A 24239-nucleotide genomic window follows, 5' to 3' on the forward strand; every position below is an offset into this window, starting at 1 on the left:
TTACCCGATGACGACGAGCGGCTGGTCGAATTCGACCGGCTGGGCGTTCTCGACCAGGATCGACTTGACCGTGCCCGACTTGTCGGCAGCGATCGGGTTCATGACCTTCATGGCCTCGACGATGAGGAGGGTCTGGCCTTCCTTCACGCTGTCCCCGACCTTGATGAAGTCGGCTGCGCCCGGTTCGGGAGCGAGATAGCAGGTGCCGACCATGGGCGACTTGATCGCGCCGGCCATGTCGGCCTCGGCAGGTGCCGCTTCGGCTGCAGGGGCAGCCGCTGCCGGGGCGGGCGCTGCTGCAGGTGCCGCCATCGGGGCAGGTGCGGCTGCAACAGCCACGCCGCCACCGCGCGATACGCGGATCTTGCGGTCGCCATCTTCGACTTCGATTTCGGTGAGCCCGGTGTCGCCCAGCATCTCGGCCAGTTCCCGCACGAGAGAGGTGTCGACGTTCATGCCGGATTTGCCGGCGCTGCCTTTACGTTCGGCCATGGGTATCCCTTGATAATTGTTGCGCCCGCCTATGCTCCGGCTGGACGTGCAAGACAAGGGGCAAGGACAGCCTTTTACAGAGCGGCAGCCTTCTCCAACGCTACGGAATAGCTATGCGGGCCGAGGCCCTGCACGCAATCCACTGCGGCCATCCCGACATAGGAAGTGTGGCGGAAAGCGTCGCGTTTCGTGGGGTCCGAGAGGTGTACCTCGATCACCGGCACGTCGATGGCCTTGATCGCATCGAGCAGGGCGATGGAGGTGTGGGTATAGGCCGCGGCGTTGAGCAATACGGCCTTGGCGCCCTCGCGCTGCGCCTCGTGGAGCCAGTCAACCAGCTCGCCTTCGTGGTTGGTCTGGCGAAAGTCGATCGCAAGTCCGAGCTGCTCGGCCTGCCCGCGCAGGGCCGCCTCGATATCGGCGAGCGTGCCCGAGCCATAGATCTCCGGCTCGCGCGTGCCGAGCAGGTTGAGATTGGGGCCGTTGAGGACGAAGACGGTGTTGGTCATGCAAGAAGCGTTAGCGGCAGTTGGCGTGGCTGAGAAGCAGACTGTCGGCTAGCGACCCGATTGCGGAAACTGGCAAATATCCCGTGTGACCAATATACTATGCCGGCATGAGCAAAGACGCCGATCATAACCGGTCGGGTCATCACGATCAGGCCAGTTGCCAGGGCGGTCACCTTGGCGGGTATCGAGAGCCTGCTCGCGGTGGTAAGTACGACCTTGTTCCTTCGGACTACGAGGGGACGGTATTCACCTGCCCGATGCACCCCCAGGTGCGTCAGACCCACGCCGGTCCATGTCCGATTTGCGGGATGGCTCTCGAACTCGAATCTGCGGCGCAAGCGGAAGAGGGTCCTAACCCGGAACTGGGTGATTTCACCCGTCGTTTCTGGATCGGCGCAATCCTTACCTTGCCTGTCTTGCTCATCGCCATGGGGCCGATGATCGGCCTTGGAGCGATCCGTGAGGCAATCGGCCAAGGGCGTGCGCAATGGGCGGAACTGGTTTTTGCCACGCCGGTGGTGTTGTGGTGCGGCTGGCCTTTCCTTGAACGGGGCTGGAAGTCTTTTGCCTCGTGGAACCTCAATATGTTCTCGCTGATCTCCATGGGCGTAGTGTCCGCATGGCTGTTCAGCGTTGCGGCAGTCTTCGCGCCCGAAGTTTTCCCGGCAGGCTTCCGAGACATGCATGGCCATGTGCCGGTCTATTTCGAAGCCGCTGCGGTAATCATCGTATTGGTCCTGCTTGGGCAGGTAATGGAACTCAGGGCCCGCGAGGGAACGGGTAAGGCGATCCGGGCGCTGCTCGATCTTGCATCCAAGACAGCGCGCATCATTCACGATGATGGCAGCGAGGAAGAAGTTTCGCTCGAAGAAATTCAGGTCGGCAACTACCTTCGCGTGCGGCCGGGAGAAAAGGTGCCGGTCGACGGACGGGTCATCGAGGGTCACTCAGCCGTCGATGAGAGCATGATCACAGGCGAACCCGTTCCAGTCGAGAAGGCGAAAGGCGATCCGGTCACCGGTGCGACCATCAATGGCACGGGCAGCCTTATCATCGAAGCCCAGCGGATCGGCGCGGACACGGTGCTGAGCCAGATTGTCGCGATGGTCGCAAAGGCGCAGCGATCGCGCGCCCCGATTCAGAAATATGCTGACAAGGTCGCCGGGTGGTTCGTGCCGTCAGTGATCGGCGTCGCTTTCATCGCCTTTATTGCCTGGGCAATTCTCGGTCCTGAGCCTGCTCTCTCTTATGCGCTGATCGCGGCTGTTTCGGTTCTTATCATTGCATGCCCCTGTGCACTTGGGCTGGCGACACCCATGTCGATCATGACTGCGACGGGTCGCGGCGCGCAGTCAGGGATACTCATCAAGAATGCCGAGGCCCTGGAACGTTTCGAGACGATCGAAACTCTGATCGTCGACAAGACGGGCACTCTTACCGAAGGAAAACCGCGCCTCATCGCGGTCATCTCGGAAGGAGGCAGCACCGAGGATGAGTTGCTACGTGTCGCAGCGACGCTGGAGCGCGGCTCCGAACACCCGCTTGCCGAGGCAATCGTGAGCGGCGCGCACGATCGTGGCTTGCAGCTTTCGAATACCGAGATGTTCGAGGCCATAACCGGCAAAGGGGTCAAAGGAGTCGTCGACGGGAGGTCGGTCGCGCTCGGGAATGCGGCGCTGATGCAGGACCTGGGGCTCGAGCCAGCGAGACTTGCAGAAGCGGCCGGTGCGCGCCGGGACGAAGGTGAGACGGTCATGTTCGTTGCCATCGAGCGCGCGCTTGCCGGCATGATCAGCGTGGCAGACCCGGTGAAAGAGACCACCCCTGCTGCCCTGTCCGCTTTGCACCAGTTGGGCTTCCGCATAATCATGGCCACAGGGGACAATGAGCGCACTGCTGTCGCCATTGCCAAGCGTCTGGGAATTGATGACGTGCGCGCGGATGTGCTGCCGGAAGACAAGGCGCGCATTGTTCGCGATCTGCAGCAGCAGGGCTACAAGGTCGCAATGGCGGGCGATGGCGTGAATGACGCTCCTGCTCTTGCTCAAGCCGACGTTGGCATTGCCATGGGAACAGGCGCGGATGTCGCGATCGAAAGCGCCGGGATTACTCTTGTGAAAGGCAATCTCGATGGCATTGTTCGTGCACGAAGACTCACGCTGGCGACGATGCGCAACATTCGCCAGAATTTGTTCTTCGCCCTCTTCTACAATGCGCTGGGTGTGCCTGTCGCTGCTGGAATTCTCTACCCTGTGATGGGTATCCTGATCAGTCCGATGATTGCCGCCTTTGCCATGAGCGCTTCTTCAATTTCGGTTGTGGCCAATTCTCTTCGGCTGAGGAGCATAAACATCTAGCTGACCGGCGTGTCTGCTTTCCACCCAATTTCGGACGCCCAAAGGTCGGTAGATCAATCCACCCCTTTCACCTTTCCCCACTGCCGTGCGGCGGTGTAGCCGAGATAGCCGGTGCCGAAGAGAGCATAGAGTTCTTCGGGGAGGCCGCGCAGGTAGGCGGTGATGCCGCTGCCGATCGCTTCCGCTGCCGTCGGGGAGAAAGCGCCGAGTATTCCCATGGGCAAGGCAAAGAGCATGATGGCGTACATCACGTAGAGGAAGCTCGGTCGCGCGCGGCTGGTCCATGGGTCTTTAGAGTTCGCCTCGGCAACGATGGCCGAAAGGCGCGCTTCGATGGCCTTCAGCTCGTGCGAGCCTTCGAGCGCGAGCAGTTCGAGCTTGGCTTTCGCGCGGGCTTCCTTGTCGGGAATGATCTTGTCGATGATCGAGGCGATGGGTCCGATGAGGGATTCGACGAGCGGCATGGGGTTGTCCTCCTGATGGCCTGCATTCTCACCAGAGAGGTTCGAGTAGGAAAGATCGCAGTTAATCCACGGTTAGCGTTTGGCTTCGTGCACATTGAAAATTCATGTTTTGCGTGTAAGAAACGGGCTTAAGGTGAAACCTCGGGTAACCCTCGCAATGCGCAGAATCCTACCGATCGCACTGTTTGCAGCCGCAGCATCGCTTGCGGCGAACGGTGCGTTTGCGCAGGCTGATTCGGCGCCGATCGCCTCTGACAGCGCAGGCGCTCTCGAAGCTCCCGAAGACTGGGACTGCGACCGCTACGACGAGGAATGGCGCGAGTGGATCGATGCCGGCAACGCACCCGAAGCCTGGCGTTTTTCCGGAAAGACCTATCGCGCGGTCTCTGACGGCGATCTCTATACTTGGGACGACTGGCTCGAATGGTCGGAAGACAATGGCTGCGTCGCGCCTGCCTATCTCTCTCCGGGTAGCTCGGGCGGCGGCATCGGTACGCCCACCGCCGTGGGCCTCGTCATCGGAGCCTTCGCGGCTGCGTTGGCGGCGGCGAGCGGCGGCGACAATGCGATGAGCCCCGGTTGAAGCCGCGGCGCCCCGATTGCGGGGTGCATTTTCACATATCGGATGGAAAACCACTGGTCGGGACGACTGGATTCGAACCAGCGACCCCCACACCCCCAGTATGGTGCGCTACCAGACTGCGCTACGTCCCGAAGCCAGTGGAAGCGGCCCTATAGGCAGGGTCTGGAAACATGGCAAGCATCTCTCGCCTCATTTCGTTGCGACTTTTCGGGTTTGCTGCTAACCGCCCGCCACCAAAGTGAGGGAGGGCGCCGCGGCGGCTCTTGAAGCATGCCCATGCATGACCCACCTCGCTTTCTAGAACGCTAGCTATAACAAGAGACCGAACCTTCCATGATCACGCTTCTCGCCGCTTCCGGTACCGCCGCAGCCCAGCCTCCCATCTGGCTGCAGATCCTTCCGTGGGTCGCGATTTTCGCCGTGTTCTGGTTCCTCATGATCCGCCCGCAGCTGCGTCAGCAGAAGGCGCACCAGGAAAAGGTTGCCGGCCTTCAGCGCGGTGACGAGGTCGTGACCGCTGGCGGTCTCGTGGGCAAGATCACGAAGGTGGAAGAGCAGTTCGTCGAGCTCGAACTCGCCAAGGGCATGAAGGTGCGCGCGGTCAAGAACACCATCGGCGAAGTGCTGAACGCCAAGTCCGCCAAGCCGGCGAACGACTGATCCGCCGATAGGCGACAGGGTAGGGGACACCAGGCCACAATGCTCGATTTTCCGACATGGAAGAAGGTAATGCTGTGGGGCATCGCGCTGATTTGCGCGCTCGCGGCACTGCCTTCGATCTTTTCGCTGACCAACAACGCCTGGCCTTCCGAGCTGCCCGAGCCGACGGTCAATCTTGGTCTCGATATTGCTGGCGGTAGCCACATCCTGCTCGAGGCCGACCCCGACTTCGTCGCGGCGACACGCCTCGAGAACATGGAAGAGGGCGTTCGCAATGCCCTGCGCCGTGCCGAGCCGCGTATCCGCATCGGTGATGTATCGACCGACGATGGCCAGCTGAGCTTCCTGCTCGACGATGCCGGCGACGTCGATCGCGCTCGCGCCGAGATCGAGGACCTGATGAACGGCAGTGGCCCGGTCCGCGAATGGGACCTGCAGGTTGTCGACGGCCAGCGCTTCGTGCTGACCCAGACCGCGAACGGCCTTTCGAACGCCCTCAACGAGGCAATGGAAGGCGCGCTGCGCACCGTCGGCATTCGTATCGACGGTCTCGGCACGCGCGAGCCGACCATCCTGCGTCAGGGCGATGACCGCATCGTGGTGCAGGTGCCCGGCCTCCAGGATCCCGAGCAGCTCAAGGAACTGCTCGGCAAGACCGCACAGCTCGAGTTCAAGCTCGTCCAGCGCGCTGCCACGGTCGAGGAAGTCGAACGCGGCTTTGTCTCCGGCGGCGAAGTCGTCCCCTGGGCGGAAGGCGAAGGCGTTCCCGGAACCGGGCTCGTCGTCGACCGCCTCGGCGGTATCAGCGGCGACACGCTGACGAGCGCGCAGCAGAGCTTCGATTCGCAGACCAACGAGCCGGTCGTCTCGATCGCCTTCAATCCCGAAGGCGGCACCCGCTTCCGCGTCATGACGACCAACTACACCGGTCGCCAGTTCGCAATCATCCTCGACGATGAAGTGATCAGCGCACCGCGCATGCTCGAACCGATCGTCAACGGACAGTCGCAGATCTCAGGCAGCTTCACTGTCGAAAGCGCGAACAATCTCGCCATCCAGCTACGTTCGGGTGCACTGCCGGTCCCCCTGGCGGTGGTCGAAGAGCGCACGGTGGGTCCGGACCTCGGCGCGGACTCGATCCGCCAGGGCCTGATCGCAATCGCCATCGGCACCATCCTGGTGATGTTCGTGATGATCGCCTCCTACGGCCGCTTCGGCGTCTATTCGACCATCGCGCTGTTCATCAACGTGGCCATGCTGCTCGGCATCATGGGTATGTTGAACTTCACTTTGACCCTGCCGGGTATCGCGGGCTTCGTCCTGACCATCGGTGCCGCGGTCGACGCGAACGTGCTGATCAACGAGCGTATCCGGGAGGAGCGAAAACGAGGGCGCCGTGTGATGGCGGCGGTCGAGAACGGCTACAAGGAAGCCAGCCGCGCCATTTACGATGCGAACGTCACCAACTTCATTGCCGGCGTGCTGTTGTTCAGCTTCGGCTCGGGTCCGGTGAAAGGCTTCGCTGTCGTGCTTGTCGTCGGCCTCTTCACCTCGGTCTTCACCGCCGTGCCGCTGACGCGCATGTGGGTGGCAGGGTGGCTGCGCAAGACGCGGCCTTCGGATCTGAACATTTAAGGAGGACGGACGATGAAACTTCTCAAGCTCGTCCCCGACGACACCAATATCAAATTCCTCAAGTGGCGCGTGCCTTTCTTCGTGGTCAGCATCGCGCTGATCGCGGCGAGCTGGGCACTGGTCATGACCAAGGGTCTCAACTTCGGCGTCGACTTCGCCGGCGGTTTGGAGGTCCGTGCGACCTTCACCCAGAGCGAGGAAGCTCCGGTCGCGCAGTTGCGCAGCGACATCGAGGGTCTGGGCTATGGCTCACCCGTGGTGCAGCGCTTCGGCGAAGACAACCAGGTCTCGATCCGCATTCGCCTTCCTGACGAAGTGGCTGCCGACAAGGAAGCTGCGCAGGAGGCCGCCAATGCCGTGGTGGCCGAATTGCAGTCGAGCTATCCTGACTTCCGCCTCGACGGGAACGACAACGTCTCGGGCAAGGTCTCGGGCGAGTTCCGCAACGATGCGACTTGGGCACTGATCTACGCGATGCTGGCGGTCGCAGCCTACATCTGGATACGCTTCGAGTGGCAATTCGGCGTGGGCGCGCTTTTCGCGCTGTTCCACGACGTGTCGCTGACACTGGGCCTGTTCGCGCTGTTCCAGCTCGAATTCAGCCTCCAGATCATCGCGGCCATCCTCGCGATCATCGGTTATTCGCTGAACGATACGATCGTCGTCTACGACCGTATCCGCGAAAACCTGAAGAAGTATCGCAAGATGGAAGTGCCCGAACTGCTGGACCTTTCGGTCAACGAGACGCTGGCACGTACGGTGATGACCTCGCTCACGCTGCTCGTGGCGCTGGTGCCGCTGCTGTTCTTCGGCCCGACGAGCCTCTTCGGCCTGACCGCGGCGATCACCTTCGGCCTGTTCGTCGGTACCTATTCGTCGATCTACATGGCAGCACCGCTGCTCATCTGGATGGGCGTCAACTCGGACAGTTTCGTTCCGGAAGAGTCCATCGCCGACAAGCAGGAAAAGAAGCTTCGCGGCGAAGTCTGACGATGCGTGTCCGCTGCCCCTAGAGGCGGCGGACCAGCATCTCCGCAACCCCGATCCAGGCAGGGCTATCGACGACCTGCTGCTTTTCGCCATGTCCCGGGGGGAGGAGGCCGACGAGATTGCCCTGCCGGTCGATCAGCCGGCCGAATGCAAAGCGGCCACCGGTCTTTGGCACCAGCACATCGCGATTGACCGCGCGTGCCGCTTCCTCGGGCGAGAGCTGACGCAACCATAGCTGGTCGCCCGGGCGGTATTCGCCATGCGGGTAGTCGATCGTCATCACTACCAGCGTACCTTCGCCGCCGAGATCGGTGGCAAGGATAGCGTCGCGGGCCGAGGCAAGCGCTTCGGGGCCGGCCTGTCCGAGCGTCGCGACAACCTGGGGATGCGCCGCGTTCTCGGAGCGAACCAGCATTTCCGGTTCGACACCGAGCGCTGCGCCGATGCGCTCCATCCACTTGAGCGAGAGATTGCGCATGCCGGTTTCCAGCCGACCCACCGTTTGCGGCGTGGTCGGCGGATCGCAGGCCTCGGCAAGATCGGCCAGCGTCATGCCCTTCTGCTTGCGGATATCGCGGATGCGGTTGATCACGGCTCTTGAAACCCTTCTAACCAAATTGGTGTTTTCGCTTTCCTACAGTAACCGATTTTTTGCAAGTCCGCTGTCCACAGCCACCAAGGAGACAGCGATATGCGTAGGGAACTGGTCGAGCGCGAACTGACCGCAGTCGGGCCGAAACGCGCCGGAGGTGCGAGGGCGACCAAGCGCAGCGTGACGGTGAATATCGCCGAGAGCCCGCTGACCTGGCTGCATGCGCGCGGCCATCTCGACAACAGGCAATTCGATGCGGGCGAGCGGCTGCGCGCCGATTTCGAGCGGGCTCAGATCGCACCTTCGATCACAATGCGCTGGGACCCCGTGCGGGTGGATGGTGGCGGGGGTGACGGCTTGACGCCATCCGAGCGCCAGCTGGCGGCCAAGGCGCGTTTCGATGGCGCGATGGCCGAGGCGGGGAGCGGACTGAAAGATGTCCTGTGGCGCGTGGTCTGTGCCTGTGAGGGCCTGCCCGATGCTGAAAAAGCCTTGGGCTGGCCCGCGCGGAGCGGGAAGCTGGTGCTGAAGCTGGCGCTCGACCGGGTGGCCGATTTCTACCGGATCAAGTGAGCGTGCAGCTAGGTATGGCCAGAAACCGCCTCCCGCAGGACCGGTAGCACCTCGGCCTCGAACCAGGGGTTCTGCTTCATCCAGATCGCGCTGCGCCATGCGGGGTGTGGCAGTGGCAGGAAGCGGGGGAGGAAATCGTGGAACGCACGGACCCGCTCGGTCATCGAGAGCTTGCGCGTCTGCGGCAGGTAATGCGCCTGCGCATAGGTGCCGACCAGCAGGGTCAGCCGGTCCTCGGGCAGGACATCGAGCACGCGTTCATGCCACTGCGGCGCGCATTCCGGGCGTGGAGGCATGTCGCCACCGCTCGCCTTGCCGGGATAGCAGAATCCCATCGGCACCAGCGCGACGCGCGAGGGATCGTACATCTGCTCTTTCGAAAGACCGGTCCATTCGCGCAGCCTGTCGCCGCTCCTGTCGTCCCACGGGATACCGGTCTCGTGGACCTTCGATCCGGGCGCCTGTCCGATGATCAGGAGCCGTGCGGTGGGAGAAAAGCTTGCGACCGGGCGGACACCGTGCGGCAGGTGCGCTGCGCAGGTTCGGCAGCCCGCGATCTCTTCGGCGAGCCGCTCGTGCGTCAAAGCGCCTCGACCTGCTCGGCCAGCATCAGCCAGCGTTCCTCGGCCGCGTCCTTCTCGGTGCGCGCGTTCTCGATTCCTTTCGAGACATTGGCGAAGCGCTGCGGATCGGAGGTGTAGAGATCGGGATCGGCGAGGATCTCCTCGCCGCGCGCGATCGCCGCTTCCAGTTCCTCGATCCGCGCAGGCAGCAGCTCGTAGTCGCGCTGGTCCTTGTAGGAGAGCTTGGTGGGCTTTGACGGCGGGGGAGGCGGCGCGGGCTTATCTTCCGCCTTCTCGCTCTTCGCCTTGCCCACGACGGGCTTCTGGCGTTTCTTCTCCCAATCCTCGTAGCCGCCCGCGACGACATCGACCTTGCCAGTCCCGTCGAGGCCCAATGTGATGGTGACGGTCCGGTCGAGGAAGTCACGATCATGGCTGACGATCAGCACGGTGCCTTCGTAGTCGGCGATGACTTCCTGCAGAAGGTCGAGCGTCTCGAGATCGAGGTCGTTGGTCGGTTCGTCGAGTACGAGCAGGTTGGAGGCCTTGGCAAACTCGCGGGCGAGCAGGAGGCGCGAACGCTCGCCGCCCGAAAGGACGGCAACCTTCATGTCGACGATCTTCGGGTCGAACAGGAAGTCCTTCAGGTACGCCTGCACATGCTTGCGGTTGCCGCGCACGTCGATCCAATCGCCCCCCTCGGCCAGCACTTGCCGTACGGTCTTGTCGGCGGTGAGTAGCTGGCGCTGCTGGTCGATCATCACGCCGGTCAGCGTCTTTGCGATCTCAACCGTGCCGCTGTCGGGTTCGAGCTCGCCGGTGAGCATTTTCAGCAGCGTCGTCTTGCCGGCACCATTCGCGCCGACGATGCCGATCCGGTCGCCACGCTGGATGCGCAGCGAGAAGGGCTTGATGATGGTGCGGTCGCCATAGGACTTGGTGATCTTGTCCGCGACGATGACCGACTTGGACTTGAACTCCTCCTCGGTCGCCAGCTTGAGCTTGGCGGTGCCGGCAGCGGAAATCATCGATGCACGCTGCGCACGCATCTGCCAGAGCTTCTCGAGCCGGCCCTGGTTGCGCTTGCGCCGGGCAGTAACGCCGCGTTCGAGCCAGTGCGCTTCCAGCTTCAACTTGGCGTCGAGCTTTTCCGCCGCGCGCGCTTCCTCGGCATAGACCTGCTCTTCCCATGCTTCGTAGCCGCCGAAGCCGACTTCCTTGCGGCGCAGATTGCCGCGGTCGAGCCAGATAGTCGCGCGGGTCAGGCGCTTGAGGAAAGTCCGGTCGTGGCTGATGACCACGAAAGCGCCGCGATAGCGTTCGAGCCAACTCTCGAGCCAGTCGATCGCGCCGAGGTCGAGGTGGTTGGTCGGCTCGTCCATCAACAGGAGGTCGGGCTCCTGCGCCAGCGCGCGGGCAATAGCCGCGCGGCGCTTCTCGCCACCGCTCGCGCCCTTGGTCTCGCGGCTCATATCGATGCCGAGCTGGCCGGCGATCGCTTCGACCTCGTGCTCTTGCGGCGCGTTTTCGCCGGACAGTGCCCAGTCCATCAGCGTCGCGTGATCGGTGAGGTCGGGATCCTGTTCGAGCAGAACGATCTTCGCATGCGGCTTGATCTTGCGCGTGCCCGCATCGGTCTCGACCTGGCCGTCGATCATACGGAACAGCGTGGTCTTGCCCACGCCATTGCGACCGATCAGCGCAAGCCGGTCGCGCGGGCCGATATGCAGGTCGAGCGGTTCGTGATCGGGCCCGCCGAACAGCCAATTGCCGCCCTGCTGCAGGGCCATGCCTTCAAGGCTGAGGATGGGGGGCTGTGCCATAGGGGGCGCCGCTTAGTCGAGCGCGGTTCGCCCCGCAAGGGAAAGGGCTTAGCTGCGGCTGGGATAGAGGCCCGCGGTCACAACGCAGTATCGGGTGCCCGCCGGTGCATCGTTGCGCAAATCGGGCAGGCCGAAGGTAGTGCGCCCGTCCCCGCCGTATGTCGTCCCTAGCAGTGAGAAGAGGGCAGCATTCTTGGCAATCGGGAGAAGCTGGCCGTCGGCAGGCAGCGTGCCCCTAGGACAGAAATTCTGCCCCACAAGGATCACTTCCGCGAGATAGCGGTCCTGTGCCTGCGCTGGCACGGAGGTGAATCCTGCCGATATCGCCACGGCGGTAACGGCAAGCATCTTACCCGGTTTCATACTATTTCCCCCTTTGTGCGCGCCCCTAGTTCGCTCGCTGAGCCTCGACCATCGCCGCGACGCTTTCAAGCAGTGCGGGTGCGTCGTAAACAATGCCGTCCTTGATGGTCCAGCGTACGCCGCCGACCTGTTCGATCTCGCCGGTTTCGTAGTTCAGCTTTGTGTGGCCGGTGCCGTAGAGCAGCTTGAGATTGTCGAGCGGATTGCCCGGTACGATGACGAGATCGGCCAGCTTCCCGACCTGGATCGTGCCCATCGGCGGTGTTTCACCGCGCGCCTGGTAGATTTCCTCGGCTCCGGCGACGGTGGCGGCGCGGATCACCTCGAGCGGTTCGAGGCCGGCTTCGCGAAGCATCTCGAGTTCGCCGATATAGGCGAAGCCCCAGGTCTGGTAGATATAGCCCGGGTCCGAGCCTGCAGTGACGCGGCCTCCACGGCGATGGAACTCCTTCGTGAGGTCGAACCAGTAGCGATAGAACTTGCGCCAGGCGACTTCGTCCTCGGTCGACCAGTCCTTGTAATAGCTGCCGTGATTGGTGGCGCTGGGCGCGTAGAAATCCATGAGGCTCGGCAGAGTGTAACGCGCGTGCCAGTCGCGGTTCTTGGCGGCCATCACGTCGCGGCTGGCGGAGTAGATGTTGAAGGTGGGGCTCAGCGTTACCCCGCTCTCTACCAGATGGTCGATATAGGCGACCCACTCCTCGCTGCCCGGCTCCACCACCTGGTCGGCAAGGCGTGCGACCCAGCCGAAGCGAGATTGCTCGTCGTAGTAATTGTAACCCTTGGGGTAGGTCGGCAGCGCATTGTCGTCGAGCAGGCTTTCGAAGTGCCCGTAGAAATGGGTGATGCCGTCCATCCCGAGCTCGACGGCCTTGGCCGCGTTAACGCGCTGAACGCCCGGCTGGGCGAGGTGGGCGACCGTTCCGAGACCCTGTTTCTCCGCTTCATCGAGAGTGGCGGCCAGCATTTCCGGACTGAGGTTGTTGAAGAACTTGATGCCCCAGAAACCCTGCGCCTTCGCCCAGCGTACCCATTCGCGCGCGGCAGCCGGAGTTGCTGGATAGTCGCGGCCCCATTTGTCGCCGAACACGGCATAGGGGAACAGACGCGGCGCGGCGATGGTGTTGTTCCTGCTGCGCTGCGTATCGGTGAGGTCGGGCTGGCCCGGACCGAAGTAGAACGAAACTCCGCGCACACTGGTCACCCCGTGCGCAAGCCAGAGCTTGTAGCCATAGGAAGGCTGCGCTGCTTTCGACGGATCGCCATTGTGGCCATGCGTGTCGACGAAGCCCGGCATCACGGTCATGCCGCTGGCATCGACGATCCGGTCGGCGCGGGCACGAACGTCGGCTGGCGCACCGCCGCCGTGGATGGCTGCGATCCGGTTGCCCTCGACCACGATATCGACCGGTCCCATTGGCGGGGCGCCTGACCCTTCGATCATCGTCGCGCCTGAGATGATCAGCGTCCCGTAAGGGCCTTCGCCTTCGCCAGCCGCGCGATCCGGCACCGGCTGCATCGTCTGGGCCGTTGCTGCCGAGAACCCTAGCGTGGCCAGAGCTGCGAGCGCGAATTTCAGAAGTTTCATCGAGACAGTTCCCCTCTTGCGCCGGGGCGTATCTCGCCTCGCCGGGAAAGTGAAGCCGCCAGTGGAACCGACCAGTTCAGCAAGGCGTAAACCACCGGCAGGGATGATGAGCCGGAATTTCAAAGGAGTAGACATCATGAGACACCTGATCGGAACCGCATTTGCAGCGACGCTGGTTGCGATGCCGGCCCACGCGGCGGAAGTCGTGATCGAATCCTCCGGACCGGTCGTCGAATTGACCGTGGTCGAGAAGATCGAAGCCGATCCGGATCTGGTGACGGTTGGGGCAGGCGTGACGAGCGATGCTCCCACGGCCGTAGAGGCACTGCGCCTCAACTCCGTCGAGATGCGCAAGGTCATCGACCGGCTGAAGGCGCTTGGGATTGCCGAGCGCGATATCCAGACCACCGGCATCAATCTCAATGCCCGCTATGACTACGACCAGCGTGCGCAGCGGCAGGTCTTTCGCGGCTACCAGGCGAGCAACAGGGTCAGCGTGAAACTGCGTGAGATCGACGAAACGGGCCGGATCCTCGACGCGCTCGTGGTGGCCGGTGCGACCAATCTCGACGGACCGCGTTTCAGCCTCGAAGACGATAGCCAGGCCAAGGCCACCGCGCGTGCCCGTGCGATGGAGCGCGGACGTACGCAGGCGCTCGAATATGCGCAGCTCGCCGGGTACTCGGAGCTGAGGCTTCTCGAGGTGAACGAGACGATCACAGGGCGCGGCGGCCCGATGCCCCAGTTGCGCAACGTGGCCACGATGGATGTTGCCGAAGATGCCGCTCCGGTTCAGCCCGGGTTGGTCAGTACGGCGGTCAACATAACGGTGAAATACGAGATGGTTCGCTGAACGGGTGACAACCCCGGTATTCACACCTTGTTCAATGCTCTCTGCGTAGTAACACTGCCACTATGAAACGCGTTCTCGCATCCCTTCTCGCCTTCGGCCTCGTCGCCGGGCCGATTGCCGCGACCATCGGTGCGGCACCGGCCGAAGCGCAGCGTCGCTCCGACCAGGGCGAGGCGCGCAAGGAGATGCGTGCGGGCAATATCCTGACCTCGCGCGAGATCGAGAACCGGGTGCTGCCCTCCATGCGCGGCGCCGAATACCTCGGCTTCGACTACGACCGTACCGCCATGGCCTATCGCCTGAAATTCATTCGTGACGGCCGTGTTCTCTACGTCGATGTCGATGCTCGCACCGGCCGCATCCTGCGCCGAAGCCGCTGATTTCCGCCATTAGAAACCTCGCGCACCTTGACGCGTTCATGTACATGAACGACACGCGCAAGAATATTAGCGAGGACGGAAATTCATGAGAATCCTTATCGTCGAAGACGAGCCGACACTCGGCCAGCAGCTCAAGAGCACGCTCGAGCAGAACGGCTACGCCGTCGACCTGTCGACCGATGGCGAGGACGGCCACTTCCTCGGCTCGACCGAAGACTATGACGCTGTAATTCTCGACCTTGGCCTGCCGGAGATCGACGGGCTCACCGTGCTCGGCATGTGGCGCAAGGAAGGGCGCAAATTCCCCGTCCTCGTGCTCACCGCGCGTGACAGCTGGTCCGACAAGGTTGCCGGCCTCGATGCAGGTGCAGACGATTACCTCGCGAAGCCCTTCCAGACCGAAGAACTGATCGCTCGCCTGCGCGCACTCATCCGCCGCGCTTCGGGCAACACCTCGAGCGAGCTTACGGCTGGCGACGTGCGGCTGGACACGCGATCGGGCCGCGTCACGCTGAAGGGCGAGCCGGTCAAGCTGACCGCACAGGAATACAAGCTGCTCAGCTACCTCATGCACCACAAGGGCAAGGTGGTGAGCCGCACCGAGCTTATCGAACATATCTACGACCAGGATTTCGATCGCGATTCGAACACGATCGAAGTCTTCGTCACCCGCATCCGCAAAAAGCTGGGTGCAGAAGTGATCACGACCATCCGTGGACTCGGTTACAGCCTCGACGACCCCGCCGACGCACCCCGCGCATCCTGACGATGTAGCGGGCGAGGCGCGTCCGGCGGCGGGTTCTCCCACCGGCGAAGGCGCTGTGCCCGCGTCCGATCCCGTAACGCTGGGTCACCAGCCCGAGCAGCGCCGTAGTCTTGCCTCGCGCATGATGGTGATTGCGGCGGTGTGGATCGCCGTGCTGCTCGTGGGTGGCGGTTTCGCGCTCGATCGCGCGCTCGCCCGGCAGGTGCAGACGAACTTCGACGACCAGCTCGAGTACGTCCTCAACGCCCTGATCGCCTCTGCAGAGGTCGACGACTGGGGCGACGTGCGCTTCTATCGTTCGCTCGGCGACCAACGCTTCCTCGAAGTGAACAGCGGTGTCTACTGGCAGATCAGCGGGCCGGGCCGCGAGCCCTATCCCAGCCGCAGCCTGTGGGACCGCACGCTCGAGGTCGATGGCAGCCACATCGACGACGAGCCCCACTTCTACGACAGCGAGCAGTTCGCGGACGAACCGCTGCGCGTGGTCGAGCGCAATATCATCCTGCCCGACAGCGACACGCGCTGGACTTTCACTGTCGCTTCGGCGCGCGAAGAGCTCGATTTCCAGATCGCCCGAATCCGTTCGATCCTTATCTGGAGCTTCGCTGTCCTGGGCCTCGGCCTCCTGATCATGGCGGTGCTGCAGAGCTATTACGGTCTCCAGCCGCTCCGGCGCGTGCGCGCGGCGATCCAGTCGATGCGATCGGAGGGCGCGAACCGGATCGAGGAGCCGCTGCCCCTCGAAGTCGAACCGCTGGTCGATGAAATCAACGCGCTGCTCGCGCATAGCGAGAAACAGGCCGAGGAAGCGCGCACCCATGCCGGCAATCTGGCGCATGCGCTGAAGACCCCGCTGACCGTCCTCACCAATGCTGCGACCGCGCATGATCCCAAGCTTTCGGACCTCGTGTGCCGCGAAACCAAGACCATGCAGCGCCATGTGGAGCATCACCTCGCCCGGGCGCGCGCAGTCGGGCGGCGGGCCAGTGGTCATGCTCGCGCGGATGTGTGGTCGAGTGCGGAGAGCGTACTGCGGGCGGTCACCCGGATTTATGAGAACACGCGGTTCGATCTCGACGGCAATCGTAGCGCGGCGGTTGCGATCGAACGGCAGGACCTCGACGAGATCCTCGGCAACCTGATCGAGAACGCGGCGAAATACGGTGGTGGCAGCGTTTTCGTCACAGTCGACGCCGATCCGATCGACATCGACCACTGCACGATCTGGGTCGAGGACGACGGTATGGGCATCCCCGATGCCGAACGCGACCGGATCTTCGATCGCGGCGCTCGGCTGGACACGGGCAAGCCGGGCACGGGCCTCGGCCTGGCGATCGTTCGCGACGTGGCAGAGATTTACGGGGGCATTGTCGAACTCGGGGAATCCGAGGACCTGGGTGGCCTCATGGTCTACCTGAAACTGCCGCGTGCAGGGACGGCTGCGGAAAGCTAGGTCCCGCTGCGCGCCTGTTCGTGGTGGCGGATCACTTCATCGATAATGAAGCGCAGGAACTTCTCGCTGAACTCGGGATCGAGCTCGCTTTCCTCTGCCAGCCTGCGCAAGCGAGCAATCTGGGCCGCCTCTCGTGCGGGATCGGCTGGGGGCAGCGTGACCTTCGCCTTGTAGGCGCCCACCGCCTGCGTGATGCGAAACCGTTCGGCCAGCATGTGCACGAGTGCAGCATCGATATTGTCGATGCTCTTGCGAAAACCGGCCAGGGTGGCGTCTTCGTCAGCGGATTGTTGCGCGTCCTGCGTCATGGATTGTCAGATTAACGGCAAAAGCTCCCTTGCCAAGAAAGCTTAGGCAGGACATGGCCAAGCTGCAATGACTGCCGAAATCGTACCCCTGCCGCGCAAGGGCCCCGAGGCCTCGATCGAGCCCATGCTCGAACTGACTGCCGCGGGCATGAACCAGGTAAACCAGGTCATCCTTGACCGGATGCAGAGCGAGGTTCCGCTCATCCCGGCACTCGCCGGGCACCTGATTTCCGGGGGAGGCAAACGCCTGCGCCCCATGCTCACACTCGCGGGTGCAGAGCTGGTTGGATACAGCGGCACGCGCCACCACAAGCTCGCCGCTGCGGTCGAGTTCATCCACACCGCGACCCTGCTGCACGACGACGTCGTCGACGGCAGCGACCTGCGGCGCGGCAAGGCGGCCGCCAACATCATTTTCGGCAATCCGGCGACGGTCCTTGTCGGCGATTTCCTCTTCAGCCGCAGCTTCGAGCTGATGACCGAGGACGGCAGCCTCAAGGTCCTCAAGATCCTTTCAGGCGCGAGCGCGATCATCGCCGAGGGCGAGGTCGACCAGCTCACCGCCCAGCGCAAGATCGATACGAGCGAGGAGCGCTATCTTCACATCATCCGCGCCAAGACTGCGGCGCTGTTCGCCGCAGCAAGCCGCATCGCTGCGGTTGTTGCCGAATGCAGCGACGAAGAAGAGCAGGCGCTCGACGAATACGGTCGCAATCTCGGCGTCGCCTTCCAGCTCGTCGACGATGCGCTCGATTACGATTCCGATGCCGCTGCCATGGGCAAGGACCGCGGCGACGATTTCCGGGAAGGCAAGATGACGCTGCCCGTCATCCTCGCCTACGCGCGTGGAGACGAGCAGGAGCGCGAATTCTGGAAAGCGGCAATCGCCGGCTTCCGGACTTCGGACGACGATCTCGACGAGGCGATCACGCTGATCGAACGGCACAATGCCGTCGCCGATACCAAGGCCCGTGCGCGGCATTTCGCGCAGCGCGCCATCGACGCCTTGTCGATCTTCCCCGATGGCAAGGCTCGCCGCGCCATGACCCAGGCCGCGCTGTTCGCGGTCTCGCGCGGCTACTGACGCGAAAAGGCCCGACCTGCACGCGGCAGGCCGGGCCAATCCGATCCGAAGATATTACTGACGTGTTGCGGTCCAGCGTACCACGCTGCCGTCGCGTGCGTCCGTCGAGACGCCGGACATGGTGTCACCGTCGATGGTGATGTCGGTGCTCGAAAGCGTCTCGCCGTCGCGCGAATAGGTTTCGCGGATGGAGTTCTCGCCGAGCCTTTCGACCGCGACCATCACGTTGGACTCGCTGCCTTCGATAGCGACCGGTTCGCCGCCGAAAGTGGCAGTCCAGCTGCCGCCGTTGTCGCTGCTGGTCAGCGTCTCGCCATCGATCGTGTAGGTGAAGGCGAGACCCTCTTCATTGATGTCGGCGACATCGCTGACCGCCCATTCGCCCGAGACAGCATGCGAGCCTTCGGCGCCCGCTGCGGTACGCGTGAACTTCGTGGTCCCGGTGACCGGTGTGTCGCCGCCGAGATCGGTCCATTCGGCGGTGGCCGACTGGCCATCCTCGCTCACGGTCCAGACTGCGCCGCCCATTTCCTTGTCGCCAAGGCGGCTGCTGAAGCGGACGGTGTTCTCGTCGACGATCTCGATCTTCTGGCCGTCCGCACCGGGACGATCGACCGTTTGCCATTCGCCATCTGCGGCATAGCCATAGGGCGGGTTGCAGCTGTCACACTGGAACTGACCATCGGCCAGCGTGAAATTGCGCGTATCGTTCTCGAACTCAGCAGTATCGAGATTGACCCTCCAGGTGCCGGCAAGGCTGCCGGCTTCGGCAACTGCCTCGGTTTCGGCGGTCTCGCTGCAGGCAGTCATGCCCATGGCCATCGTCACGGCGGCCAGTGCGGTCATCATCTTTTTCATAAACCTCTCCCTTGTTGTGCGGCCCCTCGTCGGCCCGCCTGTTGGCGGTGCGGCGACAAAAAACCCCACCTCTCCGACCCGACCGGAGAAGCAAGGAATGCGGCTAGATAACAGCAATTGCGCGGTTTCAGCAAATGCAACGGAAATCCCGCCACTTAACAACGGATTGGGAATTCCGGCCGGTTCGGGGGCTGTGCGCGATGAGGATGTGTGCGAATAGCGCCTTCGTGACCGATCGCCTTCCGATTCACGACGTTCTTCCGGACCTGCTCGCAGCCTTGCGCACCAATAGCGGGGCGGTGCTGGTCGCACCGCCTGGGGCCGGCAAGACGACTGCCGTTGCACCCGCCCTGATCGATGAGGACTGGTGCAAGGGTACGGTGATCCTCACCTCGCCGCGCCGCGTGGCGGCGCGTGCCGCTGCCGAACGTATGGCGCAGATGCTGGGCGAAAAGCCCGGCGAGACGATCGGATACATCACGAGGCTCGACAGCAAACGCTCGGCGAAGACGCGGGTGCTCGTGGTGACCGAGGCGATTTTCGTGAACACGATCCTCGACGATCCCGAGCTTCCCGGTGTTTCGGCGGTGTTGCTGGACGAGGCGCATGAGCGGCATCTCGATACCGATCTCGGCCTTGCCCTCTCGCTGGAGACACAGGGCGTGCTGCGTGAAGACCTGCGGGTGCTGGTAATGTCGGCGACAATCGACGGGGCGCGCTTTGCCGCCCTTATGGGCGAGAGTACGCCCGTGATCGAAAGCGAAGGCCGCGCCTATCCTCTCGATATCCGCTGGCTCGGTTCGTCACCGCAGGAGCGGATCGAGGACGCGATGGCATCCGCGATCGCGACCGCGTGGAAGGAGCAGGAAGGCGATATCCTCGCATTCCTGCCGGGGGTGGGCGAGATCGAGCGGACGCGCGAACGGCTGGAAGCGAGGCTTTCCAGCGCATTGGTGCTCCCGCTTCACGGGCAAGTGCAGCCAGCCGAACAGCGGGCGGCCATCCGCCGCGATCCCGAAGGGCGCCGCCGCATCGTGCTGGCGACGGCGATTGCCGAAACCTCGCTGACGCTCGACGGCGTTTCGGTGGTGGTCGATGCGGGCCTTTCGCGAAGGGCGGAGTTCGACCGGGCCGCAGGCACGACGCATCTCGTCACCCACCGCGCGAGCCAGGCGGCAGCCGCGCAAAGGGCAGGGCGTGCAGCGCGCCAGGGGCCGGGTGTGGCCTATCGCCTATGGGAGGAGGGTGGCCATGCCGGGCGGCCCCGCTTCGATCCGCCCGAGATCGAGACCGCCGACCTCGCGCCCCTGGTGCTCGATCTGGCGAAATGGGGAACCGGCGATCCGGCCAGCCTGCAATGGCTGGACAGTCCGCCAGAAGCCTCGGTCATGGCGGCACGTACGACGCTTTCCGGCTTGGGCGCGCTCGATGCGGAGGGACGGATCACCGATCTCGGCAAGCGGCTGGCGAGCCTGCCGCTCGACCCTTCTTCGGCCGCGACGGTCCTGTTCGGCGCCGAGCACGGTGATGCGGAAACCGCAGCGCGCCTTGCGCTCCTGCTGCAGGAACGCGGGCTTGGCGGGCGCGGGGAAGACCTCGAGGCGCGCCTCTCGCGCTGGAATGCAGATCGCGGGTCGCGCGCCGAAGCCAGTCGCAAGCTGGCTGGACGTTGGGCGAAACAGGCGCGTTCGCTTGTGACCGATAGCGGGAAGGACGGCGTGCCACCCGCTATCCTGCTTGCAGCCGGTCGACCCGAGTTCATCGCCAGGCGGCGCGATCCTTCGGGCGAGAACTGGATCGCGGCCGGCGGACGCGGCTTCATGCTCGACCCGGCATCCCCGCTGGCCCGGGCGCAATTCCTCGTGATCGGCGACGCGCAGGGGCAGGCCAAGGGAGCACGCATCACATCGGCCATCGCGCTCGAGGAGGCCGACCTGCTGCACTGGCTCGGCGACCGGATCGAGAAGCGCTCGGTCGCGCGCTGGAAGGATGGCAGGGTCGAAGCGCGGCTGGAGCGACGGCTAGGCGCGATAACACTTTCCAGCGGACCCGACCCGAACCCCGATCCCGAGCTGCTTGTGGGTATCCTTGTGGACAAGGCTCTGGAAAACCTGGGGAAGCTGGTTCCTGCCGAGTTGCAGGCGCGGGCCACATTCATCGGGCTGGATGCCTTGGCGCAAGAGCGGCTGGCTGCAAGCGCCGATCTCTGGCTCGCCCCGCTACTGGAGGGCAAGCGCAACCTGGAGTTAGGCAAGGGCAAGCTTGTCGACGCCTTGCTGGGCCTGCTCGACTGGAACGACCGGCAGCGGCTCGACAGCGAGGCACCGCGCGAGTTCACCTCGCCCGCGGGCACGACACACCGGATCGATTATACCGGCGATGATGCGCCCAGTGTCGAAGTGCGCGTGCAGGCATTGTTCGGCCTCGAACGCCATCCGATGATCGGGAATACGCCGCTGCTGCTCAAGCTCACAAGCCCTGCGGGTCGCCCGATCCAGTCGACTCGCGACCTGCCGGGATTCTGGCGCGGGAGCTGGGCCGATGTGCGCAAGGACATGAAGGGCCGCTACCCCAAGCACCGCTGGCCCGAGGAACCATGGGCGGAAAAGCCCAGTTTGAAGACCAAGAACGCCTTTTCAAAAAGCGAAGGCTGAATTACAGGGCGCCCACTATGGCAGCACGTATCTACCAAAGGCCGCAGAGCGCGATGCAGTCGGGCAAGGCCCGCACCGACGAGTGGGTGCTCGAGTTCGAACAGTCCGAAGCACGCCGTGCAGATCCGCTGATGGGCTGGACTGGCAGCGGCGACACGCAGGCACAGGTGCAGCTCACCTTCCCGAGCAAGGACGAGGCCAAGGCCTATGCCGAGAAATACGGCATCCCCGCACGCGTCCACGCCACCCCGCCGCACACGCTGAAGCTGCAGGCCTACGCCGATAATTTTAGGTAATTGATTTCTGGCCCCGGCATCGCCATATGGCGCGCCGGGAGTCGGGTGGACGTTTGCGTTCGCTCACCGGGTCAGGTCCGGAAGGAAGCAGCCCAGGTGAATTGCGACGGGTCGCTCGGCTCCTTTTTCACCCACAATTCGAACGTCTCTGCATGTGACATTCGGCGCGTCTGCGCCTACCTAATCCTGCATGGGTGATTCACCGGAGAATACCGACGGACTTCCGTGGGAGAGCGACGTCGAGGACGACGCACCGAGCGCCGCCGAACTGGAGGCTGCCGGCCAGAATTCCATGTTCGGAGACGCTCCCGAACCCGCGCCTGCAGAGCCTCTCGTGGAAAAGCCCGCCGAACCGGCGCCGGCTCCGGTCGAGGCGCCTTCCGCCGCACCGTCGGAACCTGCGCAGCCTTACCGCGTGCTTGCGCGCAAGTATCGCCCGCAGACCTTCTCCGAACTGATCGGCCAGGATGCGATGGTGCGCACGCTGGCAAACGCCATTGCGCGTGACCGGCTGGCGCATGCCTTCCTGATGACGGGCGTTCGCGGGGTCGGGAAGACCTCGACCGCGCGTCTCATCGCCAAGGCCCTGAACTGCATCGGTCCCGACGGCGAGGGTGGTCCGACGATCAGCCCCTGCGGCGTATGCGAACCGTGTCAGGCGATTGCCGAGGGCCGCCACATCGACGTGATCGAGATGGACGCCGCATCGCACACCGGCGTCGACGACGTTCGCGAGATCATCGAGGCGGTCCGCTATGCGGCGGTCTCCGCTCGCTACAAGATCTACATTATCGACGAGGTCCACATGCTCTCGCGCAACGCCTTCAACGCGTTGCTCAAGACGCTGGAAGAGCCGCCGGCGCATGTGAAATTCCTTTTCGCCACCACCGAAGTCGACAAGCTCCCGATCACCGTGCTCAGCCGCACGCAGCGCTTCGACCTGCGCCGCATCCCGGTCGAACTGCTCGAAGCCCATTTCGCCGAGATCTGCCGCAAGGAAGGTGTCGAGGCCGAAGAAGAGGCGCTCCACATCATCGCCAATGCCGCCGAAGGTTCGGTGCGTGACGGCCTCTCTATCCTCGACCAGGCGATTGCCCATGCCGACATGGATACGGGCGGCAAGGTGACCGCAGAGCGCGTGCGCGACATGCTCGGCCTTGCCGATCGCGGTGCGCAGCGCCGGCTCTTTGCACATATCCTCGAAGGCGATGCCAAGGCGACGCTGGCGGCGGTGGACGATCAGTATGCGCTCGGCGTGGAGCCGCTGGCTCTCATGCGCAGCCTCATGGACCTCACCCACCGCATCGCGCTGGCGCAGGTCTCGGGCGGCGAGGCGGAGGCCTCTACCGCGGAAGAACGCGAGCAGCTGACCGAATGGGCCGGAAGGCTCGAAGTAGGGCAGGTGCATCGCCTCTGGCAGCTCTTGCTCAAGGGTCACGACGAAGTCCGCCAGGCACCCGATCCCTTGGTCTCGGCACGGATGGCGCTGCTGCGCGTGCTGCATGCCTCGAACCTCCCCGATCCCGGAAAGCTCGCGAAGAAGCTGGAAGAGCTCGCAGCGCGCGGTCCTGCTCCTGCTGCCACTCCGGGTGAGAGCGCGGCGCCGGCAACCACGGCATCACTCGATTGGGAGGAGCTGGTCGAGAAGGTCGATCAGGTCGGCCAGATGCAGGCGGCGAACCTGATGCGCTACCAGGTCAGGCCGATCAGCGTCGAAGAAGGCAAGCTGGTCTATTCGCGCGATCCGAGGTTCGACCAGGATATCGAACCGATCCTGAAAGATGCGCTATATGCGTTATCCGGCACGCGCTGGCAGCTGGAAGTCGGCGACCCTGCGATGGCGGTCCCCTCGATCGAGGAGGCCAAGCAGGCCAAGGTCGAAGCTGCGAAAGCCGCCATGCGCGAACATCCGATGGTGAAAGCGGTTGAAGCTGCCTTCCCCGATGCCGAAATGTTGGAAGACGGCGCCGAACTCCCCCCGCAGCGGCGCGAAATACCCTGGAACCGCAGGGCCTGAGAACGAGGAAAGACCGATGAAATCGATGGAAGAGATGATCGCTGCCGCCCAGAAGGCCGCCGAGACGATCCAGACCCAGATGAACGAAGCGCAGGCCAAGCTCGACACGATCGAGGTCGAAGGCTCGGCTGGCGGTGGCCTCGTGAAGGTCCGCGCGACCGCCCGCGGCCGCATCATCGGCGTCGATATCGACGAGAGCCTGATGAAGCCCGAAGAAAAGCAGATGGTCGAGGATCTCGTCGCTGCCGCCTTCAACGATGCGCGCGACAAGGCCGATCGCAAGTCGGCCGAGGAAATGCAGGCGATCCAGGGCGGAATGGGCCTTCCACCGGGCATGAACATCCCCGGTTTCGGCTGATCACGAGCCCGAGAGCGGTT

Annotated in this window: 25 protein-coding genes, 1 tRNA gene and 1 other RNA gene; 16 read left to right on the forward strand and 11 right to left on the reverse strand. The window is 63.7% G+C overall.

The annotated features are described in order from the left end of the window. Both accB and K3163_RS05310 read right to left on the reverse strand, forming a co-directional pair. Positions 1–492: an acetyl-CoA carboxylase biotin carboxyl carrier protein gene (accB, locus tag K3163_RS05305; protein WP_221428864.1), complete on the reverse strand. Its 492-nt coding sequence runs from the start codon at positions 490–492 to the stop codon at positions 1–3. A gap of 74 nt (positions 493–566) precedes the next feature. After that, the gene (locus K3163_RS05310) at positions 567–1001 is read right to left on the reverse strand and encodes a type II 3-dehydroquinate dehydratase (RefSeq protein WP_221553341.1); all 435 of its coding nucleotides are present in this window, start codon (positions 999–1001) and stop codon (positions 567–569) included. A gap of 107 nt (positions 1002–1108) precedes the next feature. Between K3163_RS05310 and K3163_RS05315 the strand changes: the two genes are divergently transcribed. Continuing rightward, the gene (locus tag K3163_RS05315) at positions 1109–3358 is read left to right on the forward strand and encodes a copper-transporting P-type ATPase (protein WP_221553344.1); all 2250 of its coding nucleotides are present in this window, start codon (positions 1109–1111) and stop codon (positions 3356–3358) included. A 53-nt stretch (positions 3359–3411) separates the two neighbouring features. Here the strand turns inward: K3163_RS05315 and K3163_RS05320 are convergent, their stop codons facing one another. Then, a complete protein-coding gene (locus tag K3163_RS05320; protein WP_221553346.1) occupies positions 3412–3822 on the reverse strand; it encodes a holin family protein in 411 nt (136 codons plus the stop codon). A gap of 157 nt (positions 3823–3979) precedes the next feature. Here K3163_RS05320 and K3163_RS05325 point away from each other — a divergent pair, with 157 nt between their 5' ends. Further along, a complete protein-coding gene (locus tag K3163_RS05325) occupies positions 3980–4405 on the forward strand; it encodes a hypothetical protein (protein ID WP_221428860.1) in 426 nt (141 codons plus the stop codon). Positions 4406–4459: 54 nt separating this feature from the next. Here the strand turns inward: K3163_RS05325 and K3163_RS05330 are convergent. Continuing rightward, a tRNA-Pro gene (locus K3163_RS05330) sits at positions 4460–4536 on the reverse strand. 202 nt (positions 4537–4738) lie between these two features. On the opposite strand from K3163_RS05330, the gene yajC reads away from it, so the two are divergent. From yajC to secF, 3 genes are read left to right on the forward strand one after another with little or no spacing between them, the layout of a single operon-like run. Further along, positions 4739–5065, forward strand: a complete 327-nt coding sequence (yajC, locus tag K3163_RS05335) for a preprotein translocase subunit YajC (RefSeq protein WP_221553348.1) — start codon at positions 4739–4741, stop codon at positions 5063–5065. A gap of 39 nt (positions 5066–5104) precedes the next feature. Beyond that, on the forward strand, positions 5105–6700 hold the full coding sequence (secD, locus tag K3163_RS05340; protein ID WP_221553350.1) for a protein translocase subunit SecD: 1596 nt from the start codon (positions 5105–5107) through the stop codon (positions 6698–6700). Between the two features lie 12 nt (positions 6701–6712). Further along, positions 6713–7690, forward strand: a complete 978-nt coding sequence (secF, locus tag K3163_RS05345) for a protein translocase subunit SecF (protein WP_221553361.1) — start codon at positions 6713–6715, stop codon at positions 7688–7690. Positions 7691–7709: 19 nt separating this feature from the next. On the opposite strand, the gene K3163_RS05350 is transcribed toward secF, so the two are convergent. Then, positions 7710–8282: a helix-turn-helix transcriptional regulator gene (locus K3163_RS05350; RefSeq protein ID WP_221553368.1), complete on the reverse strand. Its 573-nt coding sequence runs from the start codon at positions 8280–8282 to the stop codon at positions 7710–7712. 99 nt (positions 8283–8381) lie between these two features. Here K3163_RS05350 and K3163_RS05355 point away from each other — a divergent pair, with 99 nt between their 5' ends. Further along, on the forward strand, positions 8382–8855 hold the full coding sequence (locus K3163_RS05355) for a DUF6456 domain-containing protein (RefSeq protein ID WP_221553384.1): 474 nt from the start codon (positions 8382–8384) through the stop codon (positions 8853–8855). Positions 8856–8863: 8 nt separating this feature from the next. Here the strand turns inward: K3163_RS05355 and K3163_RS05360 are convergent, their stop codons facing one another. From K3163_RS05360 to K3163_RS05375, 4 genes are read right to left on the reverse strand one after another with little or no spacing between them, the layout of a single operon-like run. After that, entirely contained in the window at positions 8864–9439 is a 576-nt protein-coding gene (locus tag K3163_RS05360) for a uracil-DNA glycosylase family protein (protein WP_221553386.1), read from the reverse strand. Then, entirely contained in the window at positions 9436–11241 is a 1806-nt protein-coding gene (locus tag K3163_RS05365; RefSeq protein ID WP_221553388.1) for an ABC-F family ATP-binding cassette domain-containing protein, read from the reverse strand. The genes K3163_RS05360 and K3163_RS05365 overlap by 4 nt, the downstream gene beginning before the upstream one ends. A gap of 48 nt (positions 11242–11289) precedes the next feature. Continuing rightward, complete coding sequence (locus tag K3163_RS05370; protein WP_221553390.1) at positions 11290–11604, reverse strand: phage tail protein; 315 nt, start codon at positions 11602–11604, stop codon at positions 11290–11292. 25 nt (positions 11605–11629) lie between these two features. Further along, the gene (locus K3163_RS05375) at positions 11630–13192 is read right to left on the reverse strand and encodes an amidohydrolase family protein (protein WP_221553392.1); all 1563 of its coding nucleotides are present in this window, start codon (positions 13190–13192) and stop codon (positions 11630–11632) included. Between the two features lie 136 nt (positions 13193–13328). On the opposite strand from K3163_RS05375, the gene K3163_RS05380 reads away from it, so the two are divergent. From K3163_RS05380 to K3163_RS05395, 4 genes are all read left to right on the forward strand, one after another. After that, positions 13329–14045, forward strand: coding sequence for an SIMPL domain-containing protein (locus K3163_RS05380; RefSeq protein WP_221553394.1), 717 nt, complete (start codon positions 13329–13331; stop codon positions 14043–14045). Positions 14046–14107: 62 nt separating this feature from the next. Next, positions 14108–14425 carry a PepSY domain-containing protein gene (locus K3163_RS05385; RefSeq protein WP_221428850.1) on the forward strand — a complete coding sequence of 106 codons (318 nt, stop codon included), beginning with the start codon at positions 14108–14110 and terminating at the stop codon, positions 14423–14425. A gap of 85 nt (positions 14426–14510) precedes the next feature. Then, the gene (locus K3163_RS05390; protein WP_221428849.1) at positions 14511–15191 is read left to right on the forward strand and encodes a response regulator transcription factor; all 681 of its coding nucleotides are present in this window, start codon (positions 14511–14513) and stop codon (positions 15189–15191) included. After that, positions 15139–16644: a sensor histidine kinase gene (locus K3163_RS05395; protein ID WP_425594718.1), complete on the forward strand. Its 1506-nt coding sequence runs from the start codon at positions 15139–15141 to the stop codon at positions 16642–16644. Before K3163_RS05390 ends, K3163_RS05395 begins: the two co-directional genes overlap by 53 nt. Here K3163_RS05395 and K3163_RS05400 read toward each other — a convergent pair. After that, the gene (locus K3163_RS05400) at positions 16641–16952 is read right to left on the reverse strand and encodes a chorismate mutase (RefSeq protein ID WP_221553404.1); all 312 of its coding nucleotides are present in this window, start codon (positions 16950–16952) and stop codon (positions 16641–16643) included. The genes K3163_RS05395 and K3163_RS05400 overlap by 4 nt on opposite strands. A gap of 67 nt (positions 16953–17019) precedes the next feature. On the opposite strand from K3163_RS05400, the gene K3163_RS05405 reads away from it, so the two are divergent. Then, entirely contained in the window at positions 17020–18036 is a 1017-nt protein-coding gene (locus K3163_RS05405) for a polyprenyl synthetase family protein (RefSeq protein WP_221553407.1), read from the forward strand. 54 nt (positions 18037–18090) lie between these two features. Here the strand turns inward: K3163_RS05405 and K3163_RS05410 are convergent, their stop codons facing one another. Further along, positions 18091–18894, reverse strand: coding sequence for a hypothetical protein (locus K3163_RS05410; RefSeq protein ID WP_221428846.1), 804 nt, complete (start codon positions 18892–18894; stop codon positions 18091–18093). A gap of 206 nt (positions 18895–19100) precedes the next feature. On the opposite strand from K3163_RS05410, the gene hrpB reads away from it, so the two are divergent. The 5 genes from hrpB to K3163_RS05435 all read left to right on the forward strand — a co-directional run bounded on the left by hrpB (position 19101) and on the right by K3163_RS05435 (position 24219). Next, entirely contained in the window at positions 19101–21548 is a 2448-nt protein-coding gene (gene hrpB / locus K3163_RS05415; protein ID WP_221553409.1) for an ATP-dependent helicase HrpB, read from the forward strand. A gap of 17 nt (positions 21549–21565) precedes the next feature. Beyond that, a complete protein-coding gene (locus K3163_RS05420; protein WP_221553410.1) occupies positions 21566–21844 on the forward strand; it encodes an ETC complex I subunit in 279 nt (92 codons plus the stop codon). 34 nt (positions 21845–21878) lie between these two features. Next, positions 21879–21973, forward strand: an RNA gene (gene ffs / locus K3163_RS05425) — signal recognition particle sRNA small type. Between the two features lie 61 nt (positions 21974–22034). Then, on the forward strand, positions 22035–23861 hold the full coding sequence (locus tag K3163_RS05430; protein WP_221553413.1) for a DNA polymerase III subunit gamma/tau: 1827 nt from the start codon (positions 22035–22037) through the stop codon (positions 23859–23861). Between the two features lie 16 nt (positions 23862–23877). Continuing rightward, on the forward strand, positions 23878–24219 hold the full coding sequence (locus K3163_RS05435) for a YbaB/EbfC family nucleoid-associated protein (RefSeq protein ID WP_221428843.1): 342 nt from the start codon (positions 23878–23880) through the stop codon (positions 24217–24219). The last annotated feature ends 20 nt before the right edge of the window (positions 24220–24239 follow it).

The organism is Qipengyuania xiapuensis, from assembly GCF_019711395.1.
In the GTDB taxonomy this organism is placed as follows: domain Bacteria; phylum Pseudomonadota; class Alphaproteobacteria; order Sphingomonadales; family Sphingomonadaceae; genus Qipengyuania; species Qipengyuania xiapuensis.